We start from the raw sequence: 21812 nt of genomic DNA, 5'->3' as shown, positions 1-21812 counted from the left end.
ACGGAGACGACAGATGGGTGCGAAGACCGGGATGGCCATGGGGGCCGTGATGGCGCTGACGCTGGCGATCGCCGCCGTCGCGTCGCCGGCGATGGCGCAACTGCGGGCCGGCGCCGGCAAGGCCGAGATCGTGCTGGGTCCGGACCTGCTGCCGATGCAGGGCTTCTCGGCGCAGCGCGACCCGCTGGAGGCCCGGGTGCTGGTGGTCGAGGCCGGCGGCCGTCGCGCCGCATTGGCGGTGGTCGACCTGACCTCGATCTTCGCCGACGAGGTCGCGGCGATGCAGGGCGTGGTGGCCGATGCGAGCGGCGTGGCGCCGGCGAACGTCCTGATCGTCGCCAGCCACACCTTCTCGGCGCCGCACATCATGCCCGCCGGTCGGCCGTTCCCCGGACTGGAGTCCGAGGCCGAGCAGCGCAAGAACGCCCTGTTCAAGGCCGCCGTCGAGGACGCCCTGAGGCAGGCGGCCCTGGCGGCCAATCACCTGAGGCCCGCCAGGCTGGGCGCGGGCCGGGGCGTCAGCGACATCAACATCAACCGCGACCAGCACACGCCGGAGGGGTTCTGGCTGGGCGTCGACAGCGCCGGCGCGTCCGACAAGACCCTTTCCGTGGTGCGGATCGAAGACGAGGCCCGCCATCCCATCGCGCTGCTGGCCAACTACGCCGTGCAGCCGTCGGTCATGGACCAGGCGATCGTCTCCGGCGGCGGCAAGGCCGTCACCAGCGACCTGGCCGGGGCGGCCATGCGGCGCGTCGAGGCGCTGTACGGGGAGGGGACGATCGGCTTCTTCCTGATCGGCGCCGCCGGCGACCAGGCCCCGATCCTCAAGGCCGTCCGCGCGGTTCCCGACAAGGACGGCCGGCTGACGAGCGTCGATATCGGCGAGCGCGGCTATCTGCTGGTCGATCTTCTGGGCGAGCGCCTGGCCCAGGACGTGGTGCGCACGAGCGAGCGCATGGCGCCGCCGGCCGATGTGGCGCTTGTCGACGTCGCCGCCGGCGCGGTCGATCTCACCGCCCAGGCGCGGCCCAAGGCGCTGGCGGACCTCAAGCCCAGCAAGGCCTACGCCTTCACGCCGGCGGGCGCCACGAGCGCGCCGTTCACCGTCCTGCGTCTGGGTCCGGTGGCCATCGCCGGGGTCCAGGTCGAGCTTTCCAGCGAGACGGGGCGGCAGATCCGGTCCCAGTCGCCGTTCGCCGACACGCTGGTGACGACGATGGTCAACGGCGCGGCCAAGTACATGCCGGATGCGGCCGCCTATGACAAAATCACCTACGAGGCCATGAATTCGTCCTTCGCGCGCGGCTCAGCCGAAACGCTCGCGGCCGAGGTCGTCGGCCGGTTGCGGCAGCTCGATGCGAGCCAGTCCAGAAAGTGATCACGGGACCTCCCGCCGGTCCGGGAGCCCACCAGCGTTCTCCTGCCGGCCGGCGCGAGGATCGAGAATGAGAAGGGTTTGAGGAATGGGACGCATGAAAGGCCTGTCGCGGCGCAGTTTGGTATCGATGGGCGCGGCCCTGGTGTCGGCCGGCGGGCTGGGCGTGCGCAAGAGCCGCGCCCAGGCCGACGGCTTCACGGCGGCGACCTCGGCGGCGAGCGGTCCAGGCAAGCGTAAGAGCGCCGGCCCAGGGCTGCAGGCCATTCAGGCGCTCTGCGAGGTCACCGGCGGTGGTCAGAAGGTCTACGGGATCGCGGTCGAGTACGACGTGGCGATCGACCCCGCGAGCCTGGCCCTGGACACCTACGGCGCGGCGGTCTTTCCGGCGGCCAAGGGCTTCTTCGCGGGCATGCCCCAGTCGGTCGACAAGAACGCCACGACGGCGCAGGCCGCGGCGCGAAGCCCCGTGGCCGTCTACACCAACGCCGCGCCGGCCCTGCGTCCCGATCGCGCCAGCGTGGCCGGCCCGTATGTCATCGTGGAGTTCGCGCGCGACCCGGACCTCAGCCTCCCGACGGGCGACAGCGACAAGGCGGCTCTGACGCAGGACAAGGACGTCAGGACAGCGGCCGGCGCCCTCTATCCCGCCAGCAAGACCGCCTGGAGCAATGCCGGGGCTCGCGGCAACAGCGTCGTCATCCGCGGCGTCGACGCCTGGGAACAGAACCACTGGTGGTGGGACGACACGCGCTCGGCCTGGCTGGAATACAGCATCTACCTGCCCAAGTCGTTTCTGGAGAAGGGCGGCGAGAACAAGGCCTATCCGCTGGTCCTGGCCGTCACCCACTCGGGAACCAGTTATGACGGAACCTGCGCCCAGACCCTGACCGAGCAATGCATCGCCAGCATCTGGAGCCTGCCCGAGGAGCAGGCGCGGAATGAATGCGTGGTCATCACGCCGCGCTACGAGCGCACGACGATGAACGACTATTGGGAGCACACCGCCGACGTCGAGAACACCTACAGGCTGGTGCAGTCGCTGCTGAGCAACACCTGGAACTTCGGCAATCCCAACCTCGACGACCGCAGGGACAAGGTGCTGAAGATCGATCCCAAGCGGGTCTATTGCACCGGCTGGTCCATGGGGGCCATGACCTCCCTGTGGCTGATGGCCAAGCACCCCCAGACTTTCGCGGCGGGCCTGATCATCGCCGGCCAGCAGCGGCCCGGCGACGTCGTCGCCCTGGCCAAGCAGAACGTGCTGATCATCACCGGGACGGAGGACGGCAAAGCCACGCCCTGGAACGAGCAGTGCGTTCCGATCTGGGAGCACGCGGGAGGCAAGGTGACCCGGCCGGCCGAACGCCTGGACCCCGCCCGGATCTTCCCGGTCGAGAAGCAGCAGGCGCTGACCTCCCAGATCGACGGCTATCTGGGCAAGGGCGGCAACATCACCTTCCTGACGTTCGAGGGGGTCGACCACATGGCGTCGGCGCGCAAGTTCTTCCACATCCAGGCGGCTCGCGACTGGTTGTTCAGGCAGAGGAAAGCCTAGAGGCGCGTCTTTCCTTTCCACCTCCCGACGATTTCGCCCGGCGCTGTGCGCCGGGCTTTCTTCGTTGGGAAGTACAGGCGGCGTGATCGAAAAATAGAAACACGGCGCTGGTGATAGGTTCTGCGCGCGCCGTAAATCATCGCCTGACCATCGTGTTACCGTCCCGCAAAGATCATGCTTTGGGAGGTTGGGCGTGAGTGGACAGGTTTCTTTCGAACGCTATTCACGGGTGGCCGTGTTTCTGCATTGGGTGATGGCCGCGCTCATCCTGGTCAATCTGATCCTGGCGGTCGTTTCGGCCAATTCCGAGGGCGGCGCGCACCGCGTCGTGCTCAATCTGCACAAGTCGATCGGCTTCAGCGTGCTGCTGCTCAGCATGGCCCGGCTGGCCTGGCGGCTCTATCGCCCGCCGCCGCCGATGCTGGCGGGCAAGGCGGCCTGGGAGCGTCCCGTCGCCGGGATCGTGCACACGGCCTTCTACTTCATGATGGTGCTGATCCCGTTCCTGGGCTGGTGGGTCAGCTCGGCCGCGCCCAAGCGCCATGCGATCAACGTGCTGGGCTGGGAGGCGCCGTTCTTGCCGGTCATGCAGGGGAAGGCCTTCGCCGGGGCGGCGATGGCCGGCCACAAGGTGCTGGGCTTCACCATGGCCGCGCTGCTGGTGCTGCACATCGGCGCGGCGCTGAAGCACCACTTCATCGATCGCGACAAGGTCCTGAGCCGCATGACCTTTCCGCCCCTTCGGCCGCGCGCCTGACGCCTGAAAGCCGCTTCGCGACCGCGCCGGAATCAATGCACGCCGTCGTCGATTGAATGATCGCCGCGGCCTGGCTTTGGTCATGCTGGCGGTCACGATGCGGCCTCGCGCCGCGTCGTCGGGCCGCCGTTTCGGCGTCGGCCCCAACGACTTGGGAGGACGGCGCCCGTGAAGAGGCCCGCAGAAGACCTGGCGCCCGAAGCCCGCGCCTATTTCGACCCGGAGCGCGCGCTCTGGCTGTCGCGCAACATCCTGCCTCACGAGCCGGCGCTGCGCCGATGGCTGCTCAAGCGTCGCCAGCCGCCGGCCGACATCGACGATCTGATCCAGGAGAGCTACGCCAAGATCTCCGGGCTCAAGTCGGTGGCCCACATCGATCACCCGAAGGCCTATTTCTTCCAGACCGCCCAGTCGCTGATCCTGCGCCAGGCACGGCGGGCCAAGGTCATCCCCATCGGCGCGATGGAAAGTCTGGATATTCCGAGCCTTACCGACGAACTCTCGCCCGAGCGCCAGGTCGCTGGCCGAGAAGAGCTGCGCCTGATCAACGAGGCGCTGGAGACCTTTCCGAGCAAGCGCCGCGAGGCCTTTCGCATGCGCAAGGTCGAGGGGCTTTCGCAGAAGGAAGTCGCCGCGCGGCTGGGATTGACGGAGAAGGCGGTGGAGAAGCACGTGGCCCGTGCGGCCGCCCTGCTGATAAATCTTTACAGCCGTGGCGGGAAAATCGGTTCTCGCGCATCTATCATGGAGACCATCCGCTCCCGGTTCAGGCGTGACCAGACGAGACACTAGCCAGGAAATCGACGAGGCCGCCGCCGCCTGGGTGGCGCGCCTCGATCGTGGCCCTTTGACTGACGACGAGCGCGGGGCGCTCGACGCCTGGCTGGACGGCGATGTCCGCCGCCAGGGCGCCTTCGCGCGCGCCAACGCCGTCATGGCCCGCCTGGACTCCGCCTATCCCACGCTCGAGGCCGCTTACAGCCTGCGTGGGTCGGCCATGCTGCGCCGACGCCTGATCGGCGGCGGGCTGGCCGCCGGGTTCGCCGGCGTCGTCTTCGTCGGAGCGCGGTCCTGGAGCGCGCCACTGGTCCTGAAGTCGTCCAAGGGCGAGGTGCGGCGCGTGCCGCTTCCCGACGGCTCGAACGTGACCCTCAACACCGCCTCGCTGGTCAAGGTGCGCTATACGTCTCGGAGCCGCGACGTTCAGCTGCTGTCGGGCGAGGCCCTGTTCAACGTCGCGCCGGATCCGCAGCGGCCCTTCCTGGTCCGGGCCGGCGAGGTGAGCCTCGCCGGGCAGTCGGGCAGTTTCGTGGTGCGCAAGGACGAGCAGGGGCCCGTCCGGGTCCTCGTCCAGGGCGGCCATGTCGAGATGACCTGCAAGGGCGCGGCCGCGCCGCGCCTGGTCGCCGCCAACACGGCCGCCGTCGTGCCCAACGGCGATCTTGGCGGTCGCGAGGCGCCGCACCCCGTCAGGCTGGACGCCGACGAGGTCTCCCGCCGTCTCAGCTGGCAGGACGGCCTGCTGTCCTTCAACGGCGAGACCCTGGCCCAGGCGGCCAGCGAGTTCGCGCGGTATTCCTCGACGCGCATCATCGTCGATGATCCGGCCTTGGCGGCCGAAACCCTGACCGGCCTCTATGCTTCAAGCGACCCGGGCGGCTTCGCCCGCGACGTCGCGGTGTCGCTCGGCGCGCGCACGGTCAGCACGGCGGACGGCGTCCACATCCTCCGTTAGTATTGCGGGATTGAAAAAATATTGCGGCAGGGGAGGGGGAAATTCTCTCTCGGCGCATCTTTTCCCAAAACAACGGGCGACAGCCCACGCAGGGGGAAACGATGACCACCACTTCACGCATGTTCTGCGGCGCGTCCTTGGCGGTACTGCTTTGCGCGACCAGCGCCATGGCTCAGGACCGCACCTTCGACGTTCCGGCCGGTCCCGCGGCCAACGCCATTCCCATCTTCGCCCGCCAGGCGGGCCTTCAGATCGTCGCGCCGGCCGGCCGCCTGAAGGGGATCTCGACCCCGGCCGTGAAGGGCCGCCAGGACGCCCGCGCCGCCCTCAAGGCCCTGCTGGCCGGCGCCAACCTGGAGATCGCCAGCGACAACGGCTCGACGATCATCCTGCGCGAGGCCGGGAGCGCCGCCGGCCCCCAGCCCGACCGGGCGGCCGAGTCCGCCCAGGCCGCCGGATCCACGATTGAAGAGGCTTCGGCCGTCACCGAGGTGGTGGTCACCGGTTCGCGCGTGATCCGCAACGGCAACAACAGCCCGACCCCGATCACCGTCGTTCCGGCCGAGGACATCCAGCGCGTCCAGCCGACCACGATCGCCGACGGCCTGAACCAGCTGCCGGTCTTCTCCAGCCCGCGCAACCAGTACGGCAACCCCAACGCCGGCGTCGGCGGCGGGGCGGGCGGCAACGCGGCCGCCAACCAGTTGAACCTCCGCAACCTCGGCTCGGTGCGCAACCTGATCCTGCTCGACGGCCACCGCGTGCCGCCGACCTCGGTCAACGGCATCGTCGATGTCGACATGATCCCGCAGATGCTGCTGCAGCGGGTCGACACGGTCACCGGCGGCGTCTCGGCCGTCTATGGCTCGGACGCGGTGACCGGCGTCGTCAACTTCGTCACCGACACCAAGTTCAACGGCCTGAAGTTGGCCGCCCAGGCGGGCGTCTCCAAATACGGCGACGACGAGCAGCAGAGCTTCGGCGTCGCCTACGGCCGCAAGATCCTCGACGGCCGCGGCCACTTCGAAGGCAGCTACGAGTACCGCAACGACGAGGGCGTGCTGCGCCGCTCGGACCGTCCCTGGTTCCGCCAGCAGAGCATCAGCGGCGCCGGCACGACAGCCGCGCCCTACCAGCTCTACAGCGACGTGCGGCTGCTGAATTTCCCGTTCGGCGGCAAGATCACCAGCGGCGCCCTGGCCAACCAGTATTTCGCCGCCGACGGGGTGCTCAGCCCGTTCGTCAACGGAACCGCGATCACGGGTTCCAGCTGCTGCCAGATCGGCGGAGCAGGGGGCTATTACGACTCGTCGCTGAAGGCGCCGCTGCGCAGCCACCAGGCCTATGCGCGCTTCGACTACGACCTGACCGACGACGTTCACGCCTATGCGGCTGTCAGCTTCAACGACAAGCGCAACGAACAGTACCTGACCCCGCCGCTGCTCAGCAACGTGACCATGAGCAGCACGAACGCCTTCCTCGCCTCGGCCTACCAGACCCAGTTGGCGACCGCTGGCCAGTCGACCTTCACCTTCAACCGCATGTTCGCCCAGGCGCCGCGGCTGAACCCGGTCGCCGAGGAGCGCCAGACGACCGTCAACATCGGGCTGGACGGCAAGCTCGGCGACTACAGCTGGGGCCTGAACTACACCCACGGCGGCGCGCGCCTGAAGACGACGCTCAACAACAACCCCAACAACCAGCGCCTGGCCGCCGCCCTCGACGCGGTCATCAGCCCCACGACCGGCCAGCCGGTCTGCTACGCCTCGCTGACCAACAGCGCCTACGCCAACTGCGCGCCGCTGAACGTCTTTGGCCCCACCTCGGCCAGCCAGGCGGCGATGGACTACATCATGGGCAGTACGCACATGGTCGCCGATACGGGCCTGGACGCCTTCTCGGCCGAGATCGGCGGCGCGCCGTTCTCGACCTGGGCGGGGCCGGTGAACATGGCCCTGTCGGCCGAGTGGCGGCGGCTGGAATATCAGTCGTCCAGCGACGCCCTGCCCACCGACCGGGCCAACTGCGCGGGCTTGCGCTACAACTGCACGAGCTCGACGGTGCTCTACCAGAACACCTTCGCCGCCCGCTCGCCGGTCAGCGACGAGGTCAAGGAGGCCGCCGCCGAGATCGACGTGCCGCTGCTCGACGGCTTCGTCCTGGCCAAGTCGCTGAACCTCAACGGCGCGGCCCGCTTCACCAGCTACGCCAGCAGCGGGAACTACTGGACCTGGAAGCTGGGTCTGGACTGGCACCTGACCGACGACCTGCGGGTGCGGGCCACGCGCTCGCGCGACATCCGCGCGCCGACCCTCGACGACCTCTACGCCCCGGCCTCGGTCAACGTCCTGACCAACAAGGACGAACTGACCGGCCTGACCCCGGGCCTGACCGCCGGCACCTCGCCGGTGCCGGGTCTCTCGGCCGGCAACCCCGACCTGAAGGCCGAGATCGGCCACACCAGCACGGTTGGCGTCGTCTGGCAGGTCCTGCCGCGCCTCAGCTTCGCGTTGGACGCCTACTGGATCCGCATCAGCGACGCGATCACCAACATCCAGGGCTTCAACCCGACCATCCAGAAGGCCTGCTACGACAGCGGCGGCTCCTCGCCCTACTGCGCCCTGCAGGTCCGCCCGCTGGGCTACACCAACACCACGGCGGCCAACCTGGTCACCCAGTGGATCTCGACGGTGATCAACATCGCCGAGATCGAGAGCAAGGGCGTCGACTTCGAGGCGAACTACGGGACCGAACTCTTCGGTCGCTCGCTGTCGCTGCGGGGCCTGGCCAGCTACCAGCCGCACATCTACTACCGCACGCCCGCCCTGGTGACGATCGACGCCGCCGGCAGCGCCTTCGGCACCAACGGCCTGCAGGCCAGCCCCAAGCTGCGCCTGACCGGCTTCCTGCGCTACGCCATCACCGACACCCTGACCATCGACGTCATGGAGCGGTGGCGCAGCGAGCTGAAGCACAGCGCCGATCCCACCCAGGTCTGGACCGACAACCACGTCGACGCCTTCGCTACCACCAACGTCAACCTGCTGTTCCGACCCAAGGACGCGTTCGGCGACGCCGAATACTTCCTCAACGTCCAGAACCTGTTCAACGCCACCCCGCCGGCCACCGCCTTCTTCGGCGCGGCCACCATCCCGGGGCAGTTCGGCGGCTTCGCCATCGGCGATGACCCGACCGGCCGCTACGTCACGGTCGGTGCGCGGATGAAGTTCTAGCGTCCCCCCCTGGGTGTTCCTTCATCCCCAGGGATCCTGCGCCGAGGCGGCGGCCTTCTTCTCCGCGCCGCCGTCTCGGTTCTTTTCGGCCTCGCTTCATCTCGGGGACGGCCGAATAGTGTGAGAACGACATGATGCACGGCTTCCGCGGCGCTGCGGCCCTTATGGCGCTCCTGCTTCTGGCCCCGGTGGCGGCTGGGGCGCAGACAGCGCCCGCGCCCTCGATCGGTCACGCGCCGACCCTGCTGACGGCGGCTGTCCCCGCGCCGGCGGGTGCACGGTTGATCGTTTCTTCGCCGGCCTTCGCCGACGGCGGCGACCTGCCGATCGACAACACCCAGTACGGCGCCAACCGCTTTCCGGGGCTGGACTGGTCGGCGGGGCCGGCCGGAACGCGGTCCTATGTCGTGGTCCTGCAAGGGCAGGGCGGCAAGGCGACGTCCATCCATCTGACCCTGTTCAACATCCCCGCCGGCACGACGAGCCTGGCCCCTGGCCTGATGGATCCGCCGTCGGGCGCGATCTACGGCGTCAACGTCCATGGCGCGAACCAGCCCTATGTCGGCCCCCACACCCACGGCGCGGCCAAGGTGGCCTATCCCTTCCAGGTGTTCGCCCTGGACCGGACGCTGCCCGCCGATCCGAACCTGAGCTTCGAGGCGCTGACCGAGGCCATGCGAGGCCACGTGCTGGCCAGCGGAACCCTGACCGCGATGTCGGCCCGCCCGCCTGGGGCCGGCGAGGAGACCGCACGCTCGCCCCTACGGATCGAGACCGGCCTCCTGGCCGGCGTCCCTGGCCGCGATCCGACGATCACCGTCTACAAGGGCGTGCCCTATGCCGCCGCGCCCGTGGGTCCCCTGCGCTTTCGTCCGCCGGCCGCGCCGACGGCCTGGGAGGGCGTTCGCCAGGCCGACCGCTTCGGCGCGCTCTGTCCTCAGCCGCAAGGCGGCGGGCCGCCGCCGGCCGGCCCGATGGACGAGGACTGCCTGACCGCCAATGTCTGGACCGCCGCATCGGCCGGCGAGAAGCGGCCGGTGCTGGTGTGGATCTATGGCGGGGGCTTTCTCACGGGCACGGGCGCCAGCCCGGAGTTCGATGGCGAGGGGCTGGTCCGTAAGGGCGTCGTCGTCGTCACCTTCAACTATCGGCTGGGGGCGCTGGGCTTCCTGGCCACGCCCGCGCTCAGCGCCGAGGTCGAGCATGGCGCCTCGGGCAACTACGGCCTGCTAGACGACATCGCGCTGCTCAAGTGGGTCAGGCGCAACATCGCGGCCTTCGGCGGCGATCCCGACCAGGTGACCATCGCCGGCCAATCGGCGGGCGCCGGTTCGGTCGGCTTCCTCAGCATGTCGCCCCTGGCCAAGGGGCTCTTCAAGCGCGCCATCGCCCAGAGCCATTCGCGCTACCCCCGCGACCCGGACCTGCGGTTCCTGTCGGTGTCCTATCGCTCCCGTTCCGCGGCCGAACAGGCCGGGCAGGCTTACGCCCAGGCCCATGGCGCGACCACCGTGGAGGCCCTTCGCGCCATGCCCTGGCGCGACCTGATCGAGGGCAGCGACGCGGTCGAGGCCGCCGTCGAGACCGGCTCGACCGGAAAGCCGCCGCTGTTCCGGCCCGTGCTCGACGGCTGGGTGATCCCCTCCACCTACGAGGCGGCCCTGGCCAAGGGCGCGTTCAACGACGTGGTCGTGGTGACCGGCAACAATCGCGACGAGACCGGCGCGGTTCCGGTCACGGCCTTCGCGGCCCTGCGCGCCCGGTCGGGACCGCCCAGGGCCGGCGCGCCGCAGGTCAGCGTCACCCTGACGGCCTACGTCCAGGCCGCGCGGGCCAAGTACGGGGCGATGGCTGATGCGTTCCTTCGGCTCTACCCGGCGACCACCGACGACGAGGCGGCCCTGGCCAGCAACGCCGCCGCCTACGACAACAACCGCGTCTCGACCTATCTCTGGGCGGCCGAGCGCGCCAAGGGGACCTCGCGGCCGATCTTCACCTACTGGTGGACCCACGCGCCGCCTGGCGCCGGCCACGACCTGCGCGGCGCCTATCACGGCTCGGAGATCAACTACGCCTTCGGCAATCTCGACGCCAACGACCGTCCCTGGACGGCCGAGGACCGGGCCATCGCCGAGCGGATGTCGTCCTACTGGGCCAACATCATCAAGACCGGTGATCCGAACGGGGAGGGACTTCCGACCTGGGCGTCGTTCGACGCCAAGGCCGGCTCGGTGATGATGCTCGGCGACCAGTGGGGCGCGACGTCCGTCGCCGCCAGCGCCGCTAAACTCGACTTCTGGCGCCGCTTCTACGCGACCCAGGCCGCGTGGTGAGCACGACCATGCGCCTGGCCGCGCGGGCTCTGTCGGCGGCGATGCTTCTCGCGGCGAGCGGAGCCGTCGCCGCGCCACGGGACCAGATCCCCTATATCGACGCCCATTCGCACCTGCTGACGGTGATCTCGCCGGACGAGGAGATCGCCTTGTTCCGAAAGGCCGGTCTGGCGGGCGTGGTGATCATGTATCCCGACATCGAGGCGCTGGAGGGCGTCGCGGCCCGCAATCGCGGCTATGTGATCCCGTCGGCCAGCGTGGCGCGCACCACCCAGGCCGCCGGCCTGCGCCTTGGCCCCGACATGGCGACCGTCCTTGGGCGGTTGCAGGGGCAGGGGGCGATCTGCGGGTTCGGCGAGTTGCCGACGCGGTTCGCGCCCAACCCCTATCCCAGCGACGCGGCCTCGATCACCGCGCCGGAGCGGCGGGCGATCTACGCCCTGGCCGCCGCGCGAGGCGTTCCGGTGTCGGCGCATGTCAGTCTGGAGACGCCCGAGACCATCGCCGCCGTCGAGGCCATGGCCACGGCCTATCCCGGCATGCCGCTGATCCTCGCCCACGCCGGATGGGGCGCTGACGCCGGCCTGATCGGACGGCTGATGGCGGCGCACCCCAATCTCTACGCCGACCTGTCGATTCGGCTCGATCCGGCGCGCGGCGACAATCCGAACCTCGCGCTCTCGATCCTGACGCCGGAGGGCGCGCTCGATCCCGCGTGGCGGGCCGTGATCGAGCGCTTTCCCGGCCGCTTCCTGTTCGCCATGGACATCACCGAAAGCCAGCGCCACGGACGCATATCCGAACTTCTGGCTGCCGCTCGCACGGCCTTCGCGCCGCTCGCCCCGGAGGTCGAAACCGCCGTGGCCCACGGCAACATCCAGCGCCTGATGCGCGGGTGTCCGGCGGACTGACGCGCACGTCCATCATACGGAGGTTTTCATGTTGAACGGGTTCTCGCTGGTCGGTCCGCTGGCCGTGGTCTCCCTGCTGGTCTCGACAGCGGGGCATGCGCAGCCCGTCGAGCATCCGATCGGCCGCGCCGGCGCCCTGGTGAGCTATTCGGACGCCGACGTCACCCTGCGGGACAAGGAAGGCAAGGAGGTCGTCGTGGCGATGACACCGGGGTGGACGGTGGTCACCGCGCGCAAGGTCGCGCCGGACACGATCAAGGCCGGCGATTTCGTCGCCACCATCAACGCCGACCTCGGACCCGACGCGGGCCGAGCGACGGAGCTGCGCCTGTTCGAGCCCGGCTACCGCCCTGAACTGGGCACGCACGCCATGCCGCAGCCGGCGACGTCGATCACCCACGGGACGGTGACGGTTGTCCGCAAGGTCGATACGGGTTTGGAGCTGGACGTGACCTATCCTGGCGGCGCTCGCCGCATCGAGGTTCCGGCGGCGATCCAGCCGATCGCCTATGAGGTCCACGATCGTCTGTTCGCTCAGCCCGGAATGCAGGCGACGGCTGTCACCCGGCGAGACGCCGACGGCGTATGGCGCGCGGGCCGCATCATGCTCCAGTCCTAGGAACCGAAAGCGTGGGCGGCCCAGGCTTTGCGCCGCGATTGACAACCTGCGCGCCGCAGCGACCTAGTATCCGCAACGACGCCTGAAGGCGCGAGGGTTACGGGGAGGGGCGATATATGGCGACGGGCGTGCCGACCTTGGCGTTCGACCTCGCGCCCGCTCCATTCCGCGCCACCCCCGAAATCCTGGCCCAATACGGCGCGCTGACCGGCGCCGAGGACCCGCGCCTGGCGCCGCAGGTGGCCATGGCCATTGAGGACGCCCTGGACCGGGCCGGCTGGCCGGTCGGCCGGGTCTGCGGTCCGGAAACGGCGCTGGCCGACAATTTCGACGTCTCCGTCCGCGTGCTTCGCCAGGCGTTGCGGATCCTGGAGGCGAGGGGGTCTTGCCGGCCTCGGCGCGGCCCTTCCGGCGGGCTGATCGTCCTGGCGCCCGACCAGGCCGCCATCGCCGCGGCCATGGCCAATCATCTGCTGTGGACCGGGGTTCGCGACGACGAGGTCTGGGAGGCGCGGGCGCTGATCGAGCCCCTGGCCCTGGCCGCGGCGGCGCAGGCGTCGGATCAAGGTGAGGCCGCGGCCCCGCCCTTTCTCGGCTTGGCCCTGGCCTGCCTCGAACGCTTCGGCGGCGGCATGTCCAGCGCTCCCAAGGACCTGAGCCGGGCGCTGAATGTGGCGATGCGCGCCGGTGACGCCGACCGCGCCTTCGACCTGGCCCGCGAGAGCGTCAGAATCCGTCGTGGCCTGGACCTGGCTGTCGTGGCTGGCAGCGCGCCCAGTTTCCCCGGCGCGACCGTTGGCCAGAACCTCGCCGCCAGGGTCGCGGCCCGCATCGGCGCGGAGATCCGCCCGGAAGCCTGCCGCGACGGCGAGCCCCTCGGCACGGTCTGGACCTTGTCGGAGCGATACGGCGTCAGTCCGGGCGTGATGACCGAGGCGGTGCGCCTGCTCGAGGACGCCGGTGTAGCGAAAAGCGTCAAGGGACGGGGCGGCGGCATACGCCTGCGCCAGCCCGATCCTGCGTCGATCATCACCACCGTACACGGCTATCTGGCCGCCCACGCCGCCATGCCCGAGGCCGAGGTCTGCTTCCACCTCAACGCCTGGGCCACCGAGCAGGCGGCGCGGACCCGCTCGAACGCGCAGATGGACGACCTGGGCCGGCTGTGGGGCCTGGTCGAGGCCGCGCCCGAGCCGGTCAGGGCGCAGGCCTGGTTCGCGTTGCAGCGGCGGCTCTACGAGATCGCCGACAACGGCCCCCTGCATCTGCTGGCCATCTGCTTCGCGGGCTTTACCGTGCGGGCCCAGGCCGCCGCGCCGCCGGCGTCGGACCCCGCCCTGACCGGCGGTATCCGCGAGGCCGGCTGGGCGATCGTCCGTGGCGTCGCCGAGCGCGATGCGATGCTGGCGAGCGCGGGCCATGAGCGGGCCAGGGCGATCTTCATTCCCGGCCCCAGGCGCCTGATGCGAGCGTGAGGCCATGGCCCGGTCCGTTGGGCGCTGGGCAATTGTGAGCGCTATTTAACGGCGCCCGCTCCAACTTAGATCGTCCCCAAGCGGCGGGCTTCGTCCCCGCCGCGAACGCAGCGCCGCGCCACGGCGCCCGGGGGAAGTCAGCGTATGGACCGCCTTGTGCAGGCGCCGCGAGCGGCGATGAGCCGTCGGGCGTCGACGGGGTGAGGCGGTCCCGCGTCGGTCGATCCGTCCGGGCGCGATGCGGGCGGCGCTACGGCTGCGGCGGCGCGCAAGGGGGCGTCGCCGCAGGACCCCGTCATGGCGAGCGCCTTTAAGGCGGCGCCAGCCCCACGACATTTCAACAATCGGAGACATTCAATGTCCAAGTCCGCGACCGCCTTCCTGCTCGGCCTGACGCTCGCCCTCGGCGGCGCCGGCGCGAGCCTGGCCCAAACTCCGGCGCCCGCCGCCGCGCCGGCGGCCAAGCTCAGCGTCGACAGCCTCGTCGGCGACCTGATCAAGGATCCCGACGCCAAGGCCGTGCTGACCGCTAACATCCCCGAGGTCGTGGCCAATCCGCAGCTGACCATGGGCTACGGCATGAAGCTGCGTGACATCGCCCAGTTCGAACCGACCCTGACGGCCGAGAAGCTGGCCAAGATCGACAAGGATCTGGCCGAACTGCAGGCCAAGCGCGGTCACTGACATGCAGGGTCTGAGCAGGCGGCGACTGGGGCTCCTCGGCGCGGGCGCCGCCATGGCCGCTGTGGCGGGTAAGGCGGCGCTCGCCGGCGAGCCGGAGGATCTGCTGGCCTACGTCAATCCGGAACTGCGGCCCGCCGCGCGCCAGATCCAGGCCATGAGCGCCAAGTTCCCGCCGCCGGCCGCGGAGACCCTGATCCCCTGGCGCAAGTTCGTGTCGGGCTTCGGCGCGCCTGCGGCCGCCACGCCGCCGGTGCAGAGGCTGGCGATCAAGGGCCCCTCGGGGGCTCCCGACGTCACGATCTTCGTCATCAACGCCAAGCCGGGCGCCACGCGGCCGGCGATCCTCCACATGCATGGCGGCGGCTTCGTCGGCGGCAGCGCCGAGTCCAGCGTCCGCCAGCTGCAGGACCTGGCCGCGGCGCTCGACTACGGGATCGTCACGGTCGAGCACCGGCTGGCGCCGGAGGCGACCTACGCCGCCTCGGTTGAGGACAACTACGCCGGCCTGCGCTGGCTGCGCGACCACGCCGCCGAGGTCGGGATCGATCCGGCCAGGATCGCGGTCATGGGCGAGAGCGCGGGCGGCGGCCACGCGGCCCTGCTGGCCATCGCGGCCCGTGATCGGGGCGAGATCCCGCTGGCCTTCCAGATGCTGATCTATCCCATGCTCGATGACCGCACCGGCAGCACGCGTACGCCGCCAGGGGCGATCGGCAAGATCGGCTGGGACGCCAAGGCCAACGCCTTCGGCTGGCGGTCCTTCCTGGGTCAGGCGCCCGGCGGCGCCAGGGTCCCGGCCAAGGCGGTCCCCGCCAGGACCGCCAGTCTTGCCGGCCTGCCGCCGACCTTCATCGGCGTCGGCTCGATCGATCTCTTCGTCGACGAGGACGTGGATTACGCCAGGCGCCTGATCGACGCCGGCGTGGCGACCGAGCTTCTGGTCGTGCCCGGCGCCTTCCACGGCTTCGACGGCATCGCGCCGACGACCTCGGTCGCCCAGCAGTTCGTGGCCGCCAAGATCTCCGCCCTGCGGCGGGCGTTTGCCTAAGGCCCAAGTCATGAGCGGGGCCGAACATTCATCGAACGAAGCCAAGGATGCTCAGGGCGCTGAGCATCCTTGGCTGGTCTTCCTCCCGGCCCTAGCGGAAGAGCTTCTGCGCGAAGTCACGCAGGCTGGCCCGCCACACCGACCATTCGTGGCCGCCCGGAAATTCGTGGGTCTCCACCCGCACCCCGTGGCGATCGAACATCTCGAACGCCTTTTTGGCCTGGGGCAGAGCGATGTCGGTCTCGCCGTTGGAATAGTAGAACAGCTTCAGCCTGGCGGCCTTCGCGCCCAGGTCGGCGCCGTTGTGGTCCTCGAACGCCTTCAGGTCGCCGGGGAACCAGCCCGAGCTGAACACCCCGATCCAGTTGAACCGCTCGGTATGGGTCAGGCCGATGTTGAGGGTCTGGATGCCGCCCATCGACAGGCCGGCCAGAGCCGTCTGGCCCGGCGCCTTGGAGACCCGATAGTTGGCCTCGACATAGGGCATGACCGCGCCCAGCAGGTCGGCGGTGAACGGGTCCTGGCCGGCGTCCCAGGTCATCGGCTGGCCGGTCGGCTTCACGGCGCCGGCGGGCATGACGACGATCATCGGCGGGGCCTTCTTCGCCGCGATCAGGTTGTCGAGGATGAAGCCGGCCCGGCCGACCGTGGGCCAGGAATCATCGGCGTCGCCGCCCCCGTGCAGCAGGTAGAGCACCGGATAGGTCTTGCCGTCGCGGCCGTAGCCGGGCGGGGTGTAGACCTGCATCTGGCGCTCGACGCCCAGGGCTGGCGAGGTATAGCGCACGCGGGCGATCGCGCCGTGCGGGACGCCCGGCCGGTCGGCGGCGAAATCGTCGTCCGAAACGACCAGCAGGCTCTTGGCCTGGGTCAGCGAGGCCGAGGTGGCCGGATTGCGCGGATCGACCACCTGCACCCCGTCCATCAGGAAGGCGTAGCGATAGGCGCCGGACGGAAGCGCGTCGCTGACGCCCGTCCAGACCCCGTCGGCGCCCTTGGCCAGGGTCAGCGGCGGCCCGCCCCAGGCCAGGAACTCGCCGGTCACGGCGACGGCGCGGGCCTCGGGCGCGTAGAGGCGGAAGGTCACGCGCCGGTCGGCGGCGACTTCCGGGGAAACCAGTCTGTCGTTGGGCGTTGGGGCCGGCATGCCGGGCGGGCGCGCCGCCGGCGGCTGGGCCTGGGCGGCGCTGGTCAGCAGGGTGGTGGCGACCAAGGTCGCGGCCAGAGTCCGCGCGAGCGTCTGGTTCATCTTGCCTGTCACGCGCCTGCGCGCGCCTCCCGTTTTGTGACGTCTAAGCGACGGAGGTCGCCCGCATCGATTAGGTGAAATCAATAAAATCGAATCTCACTCAACAACTGGAATCGATAAATCTCTGTTGTCGATTCTAAAATAGAATAATCATGCTCGAATTTGGCATCAATTATTTGAATATGTAGTGTTATTAGATTCAATGAATGCTTGATGGTATCATTGGCATACAGTGTGAAAATAAGAGCGCGTGGGACCACTCGCGCCGGGATGGAAACGCAGCCGTCAGCCGAGGCTCCGCCGAACGGCTGGCCGAAGAGGGGGAAAGCTATGCTCGATAGAAACCGACTGGCCGCCGTCATGGTCACCACCAGCGTCCTGGCGCTGGCTACGGCCGCTCAGGCCCAGACACAGACGCAGGCGGCGCCGGCCGCCGATCAGGACGCCGTGGTGACCGAGATCGTGGTCACCGCCCAGAAGCGCGAAGAGCGCCTGCAGGAAGTGCCGCTGTCGATCACCGTCGCCGGCTCGGCCCAGCTGGAGCGTCAGCAGGTCAACCAGGTCTCCGACCTGGCGCGGATCGCGCCGTCGCTGGAAGTGCAGCAGGCGCCCGGCCAGAGCGTCGGGGGCGGCGGCCAGATCCGCGGCATCGGCACCCAGTCGTTCCAGGCGGGCGCGGTCGGCTCGGTCGGCATCGTCGTCGACCAGGTCAGCCAGGGCAACGTCAACATCTCCGACCTGTTCGACATCGCCCGGGTCGAGGTGCTGAAAGGGCCGCAAGGCACGCTGTTTGGCCTGACGACCTCGGCCGGGGTGATCAACATCGCCACCAACGCCCCGCAGTTCGGCCAGTTCAGCGGGCGGGTGCGCACGGAGTTGTCCAAGGACGGAACGGCGGGCTCGAAATACGGCCAGCAGGTGGTGCAGGGGCTGCTCAACATTCCTCTGGCCGAGACCGCGGCTCTGCGGGTGTCGGCCAGCGTCAACCAGCGCCAGGGCGTCAACCGCAACACGCTGACCGGCGACCTCGACGACCACGCCGCCTACGCCCTGCGCGGCCGACTGCTGTGGGAGCCCGGCGACAAGCTGACCGTCAACCTGATCGGCGACTACAGCAAGACCGACGACGACGGCACGGACTTCTTCGTGCTCTACAAGGCCAACACCGCCCTGACCGCCGAGCTGGCGCAGTGCGGCATCGTCGCCAGCCAGGCCAATCGCGACTACTGCTCGACCAGCAAGCTGATCAACAGGAACGAGTCCTACGGCGGCTCGCTGCAGCTGGACTACGACCTGGGCGCGGCGAGCGTGACCTCGATCACGGCCCTGCGGAAGCTCGAGGCCGGTCCCGGCTTCCTCGACATCTTCCGCCTGGACGTCAATCCGCTGAAGGTCCGGCAGGGGCCCAGCACCGGCGACGGCGAGCTGTTCACCCAGGAGATCCGGATCGCCTCGCCGTCCAGCGCGGTGTTCGAATATACGGCCGGGCTGTTCTACTCGAGCCAGACCAACCACACCGACCCCGTCGCCATGGCGATCAACGTCACGCCCTTTCCGGGCCTGACCATCCCGATCAGCAACCTTCTCGGCTACGACCTCGACATCAAGGACCGCTCGGCCGCCGCCTTCGGCCAGGCGACCTACCATGTCGGCGACAAGCTGCGGCTGATCGCCGGGGCGCGCTACACCCACGAAACGATGAAGGTCGGCTACGCTTCGCTCGACTCCGGCACGGGCGGCGGCCGCGAGACGACGATCGATAACTGGTCCTGGAAGCTCGGGCCGCAGTACCAGTTCGACAAGGACACCATGGCCTATGCGACCGTGTCGCGCGGCTACAAGGGCCCGCAGGTGGCGGTGGGGGATCCGACCATCCCGACCAACCAGCCCGCCCTGATCCGTCCGGAGATCCCGACCAACTACGAGGCCGGGCTGAAGGGCGCCTTGCTGGGTGGGCGGCTGCTGGCCGACGTCAGCGCCTTCTACATGAACCTCAAGGACTACCAGGGCCAGCTCTGCACCCCCAACCAGAGCGGCGGCCTGACCTGCGCGCCGCAGAACATCGGCAAGGTGATCTCCAAGGGCGTCGAGGTGAACCTGTTCGGCCAGCCGGTTCACGGCCTCTCGCTCAACACCGGCGTGATCTACAACCCCGTCACCTATCCCAAGGGCTTCACGGCGCAGGACGGCAGCGACCTGGGCGGCGAGCAGATGGCCAATGCGCCCAAGTGGAAGTTCACCCTGTCGGGAGAATACCGTCATGCCGTGGCCGGGACCGTCGAAGGCTTCGCCGCCGCCGACACCGTCTACAAGTCGGCCGTGCGCTACGCGGCCTCGACCGACGCGAACGTCACCTTCGACGCCCACTGGGCCGTCGGCGGCCGCATCGGGGTGCGCGATCCGGACAAGGGTTGGACCGCGGCGATCTTCGTGCGGAACCTGACCGACAGCCACGAGCCGACCGTCCGTTACGCCAACTTCCCCGACGGCTCGATCGGCTCCTACGGCCAGATCCTGACGCCGCAGTCGTTCCGGCTGGTCGGCCTGAGCCTGGACGCCCGTTTCTAGAGGTCCCCGACTGAGGCGGGGCTTCGGCTCCGCCTCGTTTTTTGATCGCACTATCGAGGTTCAAGCATGTTTGTCGCCGCTCTTCTCGTCAGCGCCGTCGCAGCGCCCGATCCCGCCGCCTTCGGTCAGGCCTGCGCGGCGTTGCAGGGCAGGGCGTTCGGCGACCTGGTGGTCACCGGCGCCAGCGAGGTCCCTGCAGGATCGGCCCCGCCGCCTGTGCTGATGTCGCCCAACGGCGGCGCGCCCGCCGCCCGGCCGCCGCTGCCGGCGCACTGCCTAGTCTCCGCCGACATCGCCCGCCGCACCGGGGCCGACGGCCAGCCCTACGCCATCAAGATCGAGCTGCGCGTGCCCGCCGACTGGAACGGGCGCTTCCTCTACCAGGGCGGCGGCGGCATGAACGGCGTGGTGATGACCGCGCTCGGCGAGCCGACGCCTTCCGGCAGCCGCGAGCCGCCGGCCCTGGCGCGCGGCTTCGCGGTGGTCTCGACAGACAGCGGCCACCAGGCCGCCAACCCCGCCGACTCCCGCTTCGCCAAGGACCAGCAGGCCAAGCTCGACTACGGCTACGCCGCGATCGGCAAGGTCACGGCCGGCGCCAAGCTGCTGATCGGCGAGCTGACCGGCCGCGCGCCGGCCAAGAGCTACTTCATGGGCTGCTCGAACGGCGGCCGCGAGGCCCTGATCGCCGCCCAGCGCTATCCCACCGAGTTCGACGGCGTCATCGCCGCCAATCCGGCCTTCGAGCTCAGCCGCGCGGCGATCCTGTCGACCTATTCGGCCAATGTCTTCGCCGCCGCGGCCGCCCGCCGCCAGACCGACGCCTCGCGCCTGCTGACCCCGGCCGACGGCGCGCTGCTGCAAAAGGCGATCCTGGCCCAGTGCGACGACCTCGACGGCGCCAAGGACGGCATGATCTTCGGCGCCTGCCGCTTCGACATCCGCAAGATCACCTGCAAGGGCAAGGCGACCGAAGCCTGCCTGGAGGCCGACAAGGCCGAGGCGGTGGAGAAAGCCTTCCGCGGCCCCCGCGACCGCGACGGCAAGGCGGTGGTTGGCAGCTGGCCCTACGACGCCAGCCAGTTCAGCCAGGGCTGGCGGATCTGGCAGACCGGCGCGCCCACGCCCAACGGCGGCGCCTTCACCCTGCTGCGCGACCTGGTGACCAATTCCCTCAGCGACTATTTCGCCTTCCCGGCGCTCCAGCGACCGATCGCCACCGACGACGTCGCCCCGCTCCTGAAGGCCGTGGCAGCCACCGCGGCCTATACCGACGCCGACGCCACCGACTTCCGCACCTTCGAGGCGCGCGGCGGCAAGCTGATCCTGGTCACCGGCGGCTCGGATCCGATCTTCTCGGCCCCGCAGCTGGAAGCCTGGTACGGCAAGATGTCGTCGGACATGCGGGGCGCCACCGGCCGGCCCGCCGCCGACTTCGCGCGGCTGTTCGTCGTGCCGGGCATGGAGCATTGCGGCGGCGGAGCGGGCCTGGACGACTTCGATCCGCTGCCGTCCCTGGTGGCCTGGACCGAGGGCAAGCCCGGCCCCGATCTCTTCGTGGCCAAGGGTCGGGCCTTCCCGGGCGTGACCCGCCCGATCTGCGCCTATCCGGCCGCCGCCCGCTATGACGGCAAGGGGGCGTTGCAGGACGCCGGCAGCTTCCAGTGCAAGGCGCCCAAGGCCGAGTAAGGGGCGCCGGCGACCGGCCAATTCGGTGTTGACGATACTGTTTGCCAAGCATACGAATTGATCAACAAACGAACGCGCCAGGGAGCGAAGCGTGGAAGAGATCGAGGCGTTCGGCGCCCTGGGCGAACGCCTGGGCCTCCAGCTCCACTATGCCGACGTCCGCGCCATGGCGGCCCTGGCCGAGCGCCTGGCTCCGCTGGGCGTGACGCCGGCCCGGGCGACCGCCGTCGTCTACATCGCCCTGCACGAGGGCTGCGACCAGATCACCCTGGGCCGCGCGCTCGGGGTTAATCGGGCCAGCACCATGAAGGCGGTCGATGAACTCGAAGCGCTGGGCGTCCTCGAACGCCGCCCCGGCCGCGACCGCCGCACCAACGCCCTGCACCTGACCCCGGCCGGCGCGGCCCTGCGCCACCAGGTCGAGGCGGTGACCCGCGAGCACGACATCGCCGCCTTCGCGCCGCTCGACCCCGCCGAGCGCGCGCAACTGGGCCACCTGCTGGCCAAGCTCCGCCTCAATGACGACGCCGCCGATCAGGGCGACGCCGCTATCGCCGCTTCCAAGGAAGGATGAC

General features: G+C 69.6%; 16 protein-coding genes. 15 read left to right on the top strand and 1 reads right to left on the bottom strand.

The annotated features are described in order from the left end of the window. Window positions 1–13 precede the first annotated feature (13 nt). The 12 genes from AC2YHT_RS14810 to AC2YHT_RS14755 all read left to right on the top strand — a co-directional run bounded on the left by AC2YHT_RS14810 (window position 14) and on the right by AC2YHT_RS14755 (window position 15731). Entirely contained in the window at window positions 14–1381 is a 1368-nt protein-coding gene (locus AC2YHT_RS14810; protein ID WP_487290553.1) for a hypothetical protein, read from the top strand. A 94-nt stretch (window positions 1382–1475) separates the two neighbouring features. Further along, a complete protein-coding gene (locus AC2YHT_RS14805; protein ID WP_487290552.1) occupies window positions 1476–2936 on the top strand; it encodes a prolyl oligopeptidase family serine peptidase in 1461 nt (486 codons plus the stop codon). Between the two features lie 193 nt (window positions 2937–3129). Then, on the top strand, window positions 3130–3693 hold the full coding sequence (locus tag AC2YHT_RS14800) for a cytochrome b (RefSeq protein WP_487290551.1): 564 nt from the start codon (window positions 3130–3132) through the stop codon (window positions 3691–3693). 168 nt (window positions 3694–3861) lie between these two features. Continuing rightward, window positions 3862–4485: an RNA polymerase sigma factor gene (locus AC2YHT_RS14795; RefSeq protein ID WP_110132841.1), complete on the top strand. Its 624-nt coding sequence runs from the start codon at window positions 3862–3864 to the stop codon at window positions 4483–4485. Continuing rightward, on the top strand, window positions 4466–5428 hold the full coding sequence (locus tag AC2YHT_RS14790) for a FecR family protein (protein WP_487290550.1): 963 nt from the start codon (window positions 4466–4468) through the stop codon (window positions 5426–5428). The genes AC2YHT_RS14795 and AC2YHT_RS14790 overlap by 20 nt, the downstream gene beginning before the upstream one ends. Before the next feature lie 101 nt (window positions 5429–5529). Beyond that, a complete protein-coding gene (locus AC2YHT_RS14785; protein WP_487290549.1) occupies window positions 5530–8661 on the top strand; it encodes a TonB-dependent receptor domain-containing protein in 3132 nt (1043 codons plus the stop codon). A 131-nt stretch (window positions 8662–8792) separates the two neighbouring features. Continuing rightward, window positions 8793–10994 carry a carboxylesterase family protein gene (locus tag AC2YHT_RS14780; protein WP_487290548.1) on the top strand — a complete coding sequence of 734 codons (2202 nt, stop codon included), beginning with the start codon at window positions 8793–8795 and terminating at the stop codon, window positions 10992–10994. Further along, a complete protein-coding gene (locus AC2YHT_RS14775) occupies window positions 10991–11905 on the top strand; it encodes an amidohydrolase family protein (protein WP_487290547.1) in 915 nt (304 codons plus the stop codon). Before AC2YHT_RS14780 ends, AC2YHT_RS14775 begins: the two co-directional genes overlap by 4 nt. Window positions 11906–11933: 28 nt before the next feature. Beyond that, window positions 11934–12524, top strand: a complete 591-nt coding sequence (locus tag AC2YHT_RS14770; RefSeq protein WP_487290546.1) for a hypothetical protein — start codon at window positions 11934–11936, stop codon at window positions 12522–12524. Window positions 12525–12640: 116 nt separating this feature from the next. After that, window positions 12641–13999, top strand: a complete 1359-nt coding sequence (locus AC2YHT_RS14765; protein WP_487290545.1) for a hypothetical protein — start codon at window positions 12641–12643, stop codon at window positions 13997–13999. A 357-nt stretch (window positions 14000–14356) separates the two neighbouring features. Beyond that, on the top strand, window positions 14357–14683 hold the full coding sequence (locus AC2YHT_RS14760; RefSeq protein ID WP_487290544.1) for a hypothetical protein: 327 nt from the start codon (window positions 14357–14359) through the stop codon (window positions 14681–14683). 52 nt (window positions 14684–14735) lie between these two features. Beyond that, window positions 14736–15731, top strand: a complete 996-nt coding sequence (locus AC2YHT_RS14755; RefSeq protein ID WP_487290543.1) for an alpha/beta hydrolase — start codon at window positions 14736–14738, stop codon at window positions 15729–15731. A 91-nt stretch (window positions 15732–15822) separates the two neighbouring features. Here the strand turns inward: AC2YHT_RS14755 and AC2YHT_RS14750 are convergent, their stop codons facing one another. Next, window positions 15823–16980: an alpha/beta hydrolase-fold protein gene (locus tag AC2YHT_RS14750; RefSeq protein WP_487290542.1), complete on the bottom strand. Its 1158-nt coding sequence runs from the start codon at window positions 16978–16980 to the stop codon at window positions 15823–15825. A 330-nt stretch (window positions 16981–17310) separates the two neighbouring features. Here AC2YHT_RS14750 and AC2YHT_RS14745 point away from each other — a divergent pair, with 330 nt between their 5' ends. The 3 genes from AC2YHT_RS14745 to AC2YHT_RS14735 all read left to right on the top strand — a co-directional run bounded on the left by AC2YHT_RS14745 (window position 17311) and on the right by AC2YHT_RS14735 (window position 21811). Next, entirely contained in the window at window positions 17311–19548 is a 2238-nt protein-coding gene (locus AC2YHT_RS14745) for a TonB-dependent receptor (protein WP_487290541.1), read from the top strand. 66 nt (window positions 19549–19614) lie between these two features. Then, window positions 19615–21237: a tannase/feruloyl esterase family alpha/beta hydrolase gene (locus AC2YHT_RS14740; protein WP_487290540.1), complete on the top strand. Its 1623-nt coding sequence runs from the start codon at window positions 19615–19617 to the stop codon at window positions 21235–21237. Window positions 21238–21328: 91 nt separating this feature from the next. Further along, on the top strand, window positions 21329–21811 hold the full coding sequence (locus AC2YHT_RS14735) for a MarR family winged helix-turn-helix transcriptional regulator (protein WP_487290539.1): 483 nt from the start codon (window positions 21329–21331) through the stop codon (window positions 21809–21811). The last annotated feature ends 1 nt before the right edge of the window (window position 21812 follow it).

The sequence above is a fragment of the Caulobacter sp. SRI_008 genome (assembly GCF_057586355.1).
The sequence above is the reverse complement of the archived record's forward strand: the minus strand, read 5'-3'. Positions and strand labels throughout refer to the sequence as shown.

What these genes read in the sequence shown, in the direction of transcription:
- AC2YHT_RS14810 (WP_487290553.1), top strand. Translation starts at nt 14, where the DNA reads ATGGGTGCGAAGACCGGGATGGCCATGGGGGCCGTGATGGCGCTGACG.
- AC2YHT_RS14805 (WP_487290552.1), top strand. Translation starts at nt 1,476, where the DNA reads ATGAAAGGCCTGTCGCGGCGCAGTTTGGTATCGATGGGCGCGGCCCTG.
- AC2YHT_RS14785 (WP_487290549.1), top strand. Translation starts at nt 5,530, where the DNA reads ATGACCACCACTTCACGCATGTTCTGCGGCGCGTCCTTGGCGGTACTG.
- AC2YHT_RS14780 (WP_487290548.1), top strand. Translation starts at nt 8,793, where the DNA reads ATGATGCACGGCTTCCGCGGCGCTGCGGCCCTTATGGCGCTCCTGCTT.
- AC2YHT_RS14770 (WP_487290546.1), top strand. Translation starts at nt 11,934, where the DNA reads ATGTTGAACGGGTTCTCGCTGGTCGGTCCGCTGGCCGTGGTCTCCCTG.
- AC2YHT_RS14765 (WP_487290545.1), top strand. Translation starts at nt 12,641, where the DNA reads ATGGCGACGGGCGTGCCGACCTTGGCGTTCGACCTCGCGCCCGCTCCA.
- AC2YHT_RS14760 (WP_487290544.1), top strand. Translation starts at nt 14,357, where the DNA reads ATGTCCAAGTCCGCGACCGCCTTCCTGCTCGGCCTGACGCTCGCCCTC.
- AC2YHT_RS14755 (WP_487290543.1), top strand. Translation starts at nt 14,736, where the DNA reads ATGGCCGCTGTGGCGGGTAAGGCGGCGCTCGCCGGCGAGCCGGAGGAT.
- AC2YHT_RS14750 (WP_487290542.1), bottom strand. Translation starts at nt 16,980, where the DNA reads ATGAACCAGACGCTCGCGCGGACTCTGGCCGCGACCTTGGTCGCCACC.
- AC2YHT_RS14745 (WP_487290541.1), top strand. Translation starts at nt 17,311, where the DNA reads ATGCTCGATAGAAACCGACTGGCCGCCGTCATGGTCACCACCAGCGTC.
- AC2YHT_RS14740 (WP_487290540.1), top strand. Translation starts at nt 19,615, where the DNA reads ATGTTTGTCGCCGCTCTTCTCGTCAGCGCCGTCGCAGCGCCCGATCCC.